The organism is Microcoleus sp. LEGE 07076 (assembly GCF_015207455.1).
Lineage (GTDB): Bacteria > Cyanobacteriota > Cyanobacteriia > Cyanobacteriales > Microcoleaceae > Microcoleus.
The window spans coordinates 1-4,784 of record NZ_JADEWV010000322.1 but is presented as its reverse complement, the minus strand read 5'-3'; the positions used below and the strand labels follow the sequence as shown (position 1 = coordinate 4,784).

The following is a 4,784-nucleotide window of genomic DNA, read 5'->3' as shown; positions in this document are numbered from 1 at the left end:
GCCCAATACGGTTCACTTAACATATTTATGCCCCACCCCCCCCTGGCCCCCCAAGGGGGGATGGGGGAAGAAGGGGGACGCAAGAGGGCATTCTTGTCCCACCCCCTACTCCCCTTGAGAAGGGGTGTGCCAGGGAGATCGTCTTAAGTAAACCGTATTGGCTTGTAGCCGAGTCCAGATCCCCCTAAATCCCCCTTAAAAAGGGGGACTTTGACGACAAAATTCACCCCACTCTTTTTGTTAGACAAGGCTCATGTCCCCCCTTTTTTAAGGGGTGTGCCAGGGAGATCAAAGCCCGATCGCCAGACAGGAGACCGATATTGCTCTACTTTTGATTTTTACCTTTTGCCTGCTGACCAATCCCTTCTTTTAGATACTAGCCTTCCCAACGTTCGGCAACCAATTCAGCCAAATCAACCACCCGCTGACTGTAGCCCCACTCATTGTCGTACCAAGCCAACAGCTTCACCATGTCGCCGTCCATGACTAGCGTCAAACTAGAATCCAAGATTGAAGAAGCATCATTTCCGCGATAGTCGCAAGAAACCAGAGGCAAATCGTTGTACTCCAAAATCCCTTTCATCGAGCCAGAGGCCGCTTCTTTGAAAACTTGATTTACCTGCTCGGCAAAAGTCTTTTTCTGTACCTGAGCGACAAAATCAACTACCGACACGTTGGGAGTCGGCACGCGCATGGCGATGCCATTTAACTTACCCTTCAACTCTGGAATCACCAAAGCCACAGCTTGAGCAGCACCGGTAGAAGTCGGCACAATGTTCATCGCAGCCGCCCGCGCCCGCCGCAAGTCGCGGTGGCTGGCATCCAACAAGCGCTGGTCGCCAGTATAGCTGTGGGTAGTGGTCATCATGCCTTTGATGATGCCAAAATTGTCGTTGAGCACTTTCAGTACCGGAGCTAGACAGTTAGTGGTACAGCTAGCATTGCTGATGACTGTGTAGTCACTGTGCTTGTAGTTGTGGTGGTTGACTCCCATCACATAAGTCCCTACCTCCGGGCCCTTACCGGGAGCTGTAATCAGCACCTTTTTAGCGCCGGCTGCGATATGCTTCGATGCACCAGCTTGGTCAACGAAGACGCCGGTTGCTTCAATAATCAGATCAATACCCCAATCTTTCCAAGGCAGATTGAGCGGGTTACGATCGCTCACGCATTTAACTGTCTTGCCATTGAGAATAATCGAATTTTCATCCGTACTGATGTCTACACCCTTCAACGTTCCCATCATGGAATCGTATCTGAGCAAGTGAGCATTAGTTTTGGGATCGGAAGTGTCATTAATTGCTACGAGTTCAAGCTGGCTATTTTCTCTGCCCAGCCAGCAGCGCGCAAAACTGCGCCCAATACGCCCAAAACCATTAATCGCGACTCTAATCACCTTGTACCTCCTAATGATGGCAGCCCTTTACTTAGGCTTAAATTTTGGAAAAATTTAAGAATTGAGTTATGACACCAGATCATATCGCAAAGCTCGATCCTTTCTAACTTTTTGTGTTAATCAAAAAAACTCAAACTTTTTTAGCTGCCCAAAAATCCCCCAGGCCCAAGGGATTCAGCTTTCGGCGGATGGTGGCTGGTAAAGGTCGTGAGTGGCAATATAAGTCCGGACAACTTGCGGGACTAAGTAACGGAGGTCGCGATTTTGGGCGCAGCAGCGGCGGATGTGGCTCGACGAAATCTTGATGCTGGGCGCGGACAATACTTGCCAGCGAATTTCCACGTCAAGAGCAGCCATCTGTTCTGCCACTCGCCGGCAAACAGCATCTGTCTGAAGGTGGATCTTTTCTGCGGCTGCTCCTGGGAGATTCTCGCACTCCCCGACTCCCTCCCTCCGCGGGGCTACCAACCAGTGGCACAACCCGCCAATTTCGGCGCAGCGGTGCCATTTGGGGAGAGTTTGGAGTGCGTCGCTACCAATAATCCAGTACCACCGATCGCCTGGATACGATTTTTGCAAATAAAACACGGTGTCGATCGCAAAAGAAGTGCCGGAGGGATTTGGCAAAATCGGCGCCAGCAGGAAGTCTGGACGATCGGCGATCGTTAGCTCAACCATGAACCGGCGCTGCTCAAAACTCGCTCCCGACGGGTGCGGCTTGTGGCCAGGAGCGCGATCGGGTACCCAAATGACTCGATCGAGAGCAAATTGACTCGCAGCCGTCTGGGCGATCGACAAGTGCCCCGAGTGAACCGGGTCAAAACTCCCCCCAAAAATCGCGATTTTCCTCATACGTGGTAGTGTTGGTAAATCCTTGTGGGTTTTACCCCCAATCTTGGTAAAAAGGTTGTGGGGCTTTTGCTGCAATCGCAGCACAGCAGGCGGATAGAATTAAAAATTATGCAGGACTGTGCAACCGCCCAAAATTAATCAGTTTGTCCTGTCCCCAAACCCCATTTTCTGTTACCTGCAATTTTCTATTGTGACCGTTCCGGAAAACTACTCGGTACTAAGTCATATAGGATACAAGACAAACATCTCTACAAGTCCCGAAACTCAAGGGGCGCGCAGAGAATTTTGGACAAAATCTCTAGCGAACTGTATCCTGAAAAAACAATTCTTGATATGATATCGCGTGTTATTGGCGTGGTGTGGTGTGTGAGGAGCGAAGATGCCCAGTTCTGTTGATTTCAGCGGTAGACCATTTCATTTCATCGGCATTGGTGGGATTGGGATGTCAGCCATTGCCTACATTCTAGCTAAACGCAAGTTGCCTGTATATGGCTCCGATATTAAATCGAGTCACATAACCGAGCGCTTGCAAGGAATGGGAGCTCACATTTTTTGGCGTCAAGACGCCAGCAATTTTGAAGTATTTCAAACAGTCATCAACGGTAGCAGTCCCGATCGCGGGGCGCCCGAAAGGATCGCATCCCCGACAGTCGCCGGTGCGGTAGGGACTTCGGTGGCGACGGCCGAAGCCCTCAAACTGAACGGCAACGGTTCAAGCGCGCCAGCAATTGGGGGATTGCCTCAAGTAGTATGTTCGACGGCAATTCACCCGGCAAATGCCGAATATCGAGCTGCTTTAGATTTGGGCTGTCCGATTTTTCATCGATCGGATGTGTTGGCGGCCTTAATTCAAGATTACCAAAGCATAGCCGTAGCAGGGACTCACGGCAAAACTACTACTAGCAGCTTAATCGGCTTCATGCTGATGGCAGCGGGTTTAGACCCGACGATCGTAGTAGGAGGCGAGGTAAATGCTTGGGAAGGCAACGCCCGTTTGGGGGAAGGCCCCTACTTAGTTGCCGAGGCCGATGAATCCGACGGTTCTCTCGTCAAGCTGGTAGCGAAAATTGGCATAGTGACGAATGTGGAACTGGATCATCCAGACCATTACGATACCCTCGACCAGGTAATAGACACATTTAAGGTGTTTGCCCAAAACTGTCAAACCTTGGTGGGCTGCATAGACGACCAAATCGTCAAAGATTCTCTGCGGCCGAATGTCAGCTACAGCTTGCACCGGAATAGCGGTGCTGACTACACGGTTTCGGGGGTGCAGTACGGGTCCGAAAGCACCAAGGCAGGGATTTGGGAGCGAGGAGCTTTCCTGGGGGAAATGGAGTTGAAGTTGTTGGGGACACACAATCTCAGCAATGCACTAGCTGCGGTAGCAGTTGGTCGATTGTTGGGGTTGGAGTTTTCGGCGATTGCCAAAGCGATTGCCGGTTTTGAAGGTGCTCGCCGCCGTTTTGAGGTGCGGGGTTTTCACAACGACATCTTGTTTGTGGACGACTACGCCCACCATCCTAGCGAAATTCGCGTTACCTTGGCCGCAGCTCGCTTGCGAATTGAAGGTAGCGAAAAAAATTCCAAATCTCGAAGAGTGGTTGCTATTTTTCAACCTCACCGTTACAGCCGGACTCTGACATTTTTGCCAGAATTTGCCCAATCTTTTGGGGATGCAGATTTGGTGGTGGCTTGCGATATTTATAGCGCTGGGGAGCAGAATTTAGGAGAGATTAGCGGGCAGCAGGTTGCTGATTTGATTGCTAGAGAAGGGCGGGAAGTGAAGTTTTTGCCTTCTCTGGAATTAGTCACTCAGTTTTTAAAAGAAAATCTGCAACCGGGAGATTTGGCTTTGTTTTTGGGTGCTGGTAATCTCAATCAGATTATTCCAGAGGTGATGGCTGGTTATCAAGCCGCCTCGCACCCAGATTAGCTCGCCCGAAAGAGTCGATCGACTCTTTCGGGGGTGCAGGTTGTACCGACACTGCTAACTCGGGCTGCTCGCTGAAAGTGGTGGCGCAGCCACCGATAAATAAATTTTCAACTACGTCTTCGATCGAAGGTATTTTTAAGGATTTTCAAGATGGTGACTATCTCGAATGACTCCTCTGTTAAGGACAATCGGCGAGTGTATTCTCCTATTTCTTTGCGGGGAACTGACTGCAAAATTAACTCCCAAGTTGCGCTGGCTGGCCTGACTTCTTTCCGAGTCGGGGGCCCGGCCGAGTGGTACGTCGCTCCCCGCACTGTGGAGGCTTTGCAAGCAAGTTTTGCCTGGGCACACGATGAAGGGTTGCCGGTAACTCTGCTGGGTGCGGGTTCTAATCTGTTGGTGAGCGATCGGGGTTTGCCCGGATTAGTTGTCGGGACTCGCTACCTCAAGCAGGTGAATTTTAATCCAGAAACCGGTCAAGTTACAGCCGGGGCGGGGGAGTCAATTCCCCGCCTCGCTTGGTTGGCGGCTAAACGGGGCTGGAAAGGTCTAGAATGGGCGGTCGGCATACCGGGGACTGTGGGGGGGGCTGTGGTGATG

4 protein-coding genes are annotated in these 4,784 nt (G+C 51.1%); 2 read left to right on the top strand and 2 right to left on the bottom strand.

Features of this window, described 5'->3' with window-relative positions; all coding sequences use genetic code 11:
• Positions 1 to 376: 376 nt before the first annotated feature.
• A complete protein-coding gene (locus IQ270_RS28235) occupies positions 377 to 1,396 on the bottom strand; it encodes a type I glyceraldehyde-3-phosphate dehydrogenase (protein WP_193976440.1) in 1,020 nt (339 codons plus the stop codon).
• A gap of 174 nt (positions 1,397 to 1,570) precedes the next feature.
• Positions 1,571 to 2,248: a nicotinate (nicotinamide) nucleotide adenylyltransferase gene (nadD, locus tag IQ270_RS28230; protein ID WP_193976439.1), complete on the bottom strand. Its 678-nt coding sequence runs from the start codon at positions 2,246 to 2,248 to the stop codon at positions 1,571 to 1,573.
• 379 nt (positions 2,249 to 2,627) lie between these two features.
• Between nadD and murC the strand changes: the two genes are divergently transcribed.
• Both murC and IQ270_RS28220 read left to right on the top strand, forming a co-directional pair.
• Entirely contained in the window at positions 2,628 to 4,184 is a 1,557-nt protein-coding gene (murC, locus tag IQ270_RS28225) for a UDP-N-acetylmuramate--L-alanine ligase (protein ID WP_193976438.1), read from the top strand.
• Between the two features lie 150 nt (positions 4,185 to 4,334).
• On the top strand, positions 4,335 to 4,784 hold a 450-nt coding region (locus IQ270_RS28220; protein ID WP_193976437.1), incomplete at its 3' end, for an FAD-binding protein.

Coding starts and splice junctions, on each gene's coding strand:
- nadD (WP_193976439.1), bottom strand. CDS start 2,248: ATGAGGAAAATCGCGATTTTTGGGGGGAGTTTTGACCCGGTTCACTCG.
- murC (WP_193976438.1), top strand. CDS start 2,628: ATGCCCAGTTCTGTTGATTTCAGCGGTAGACCATTTCATTTCATCGGC.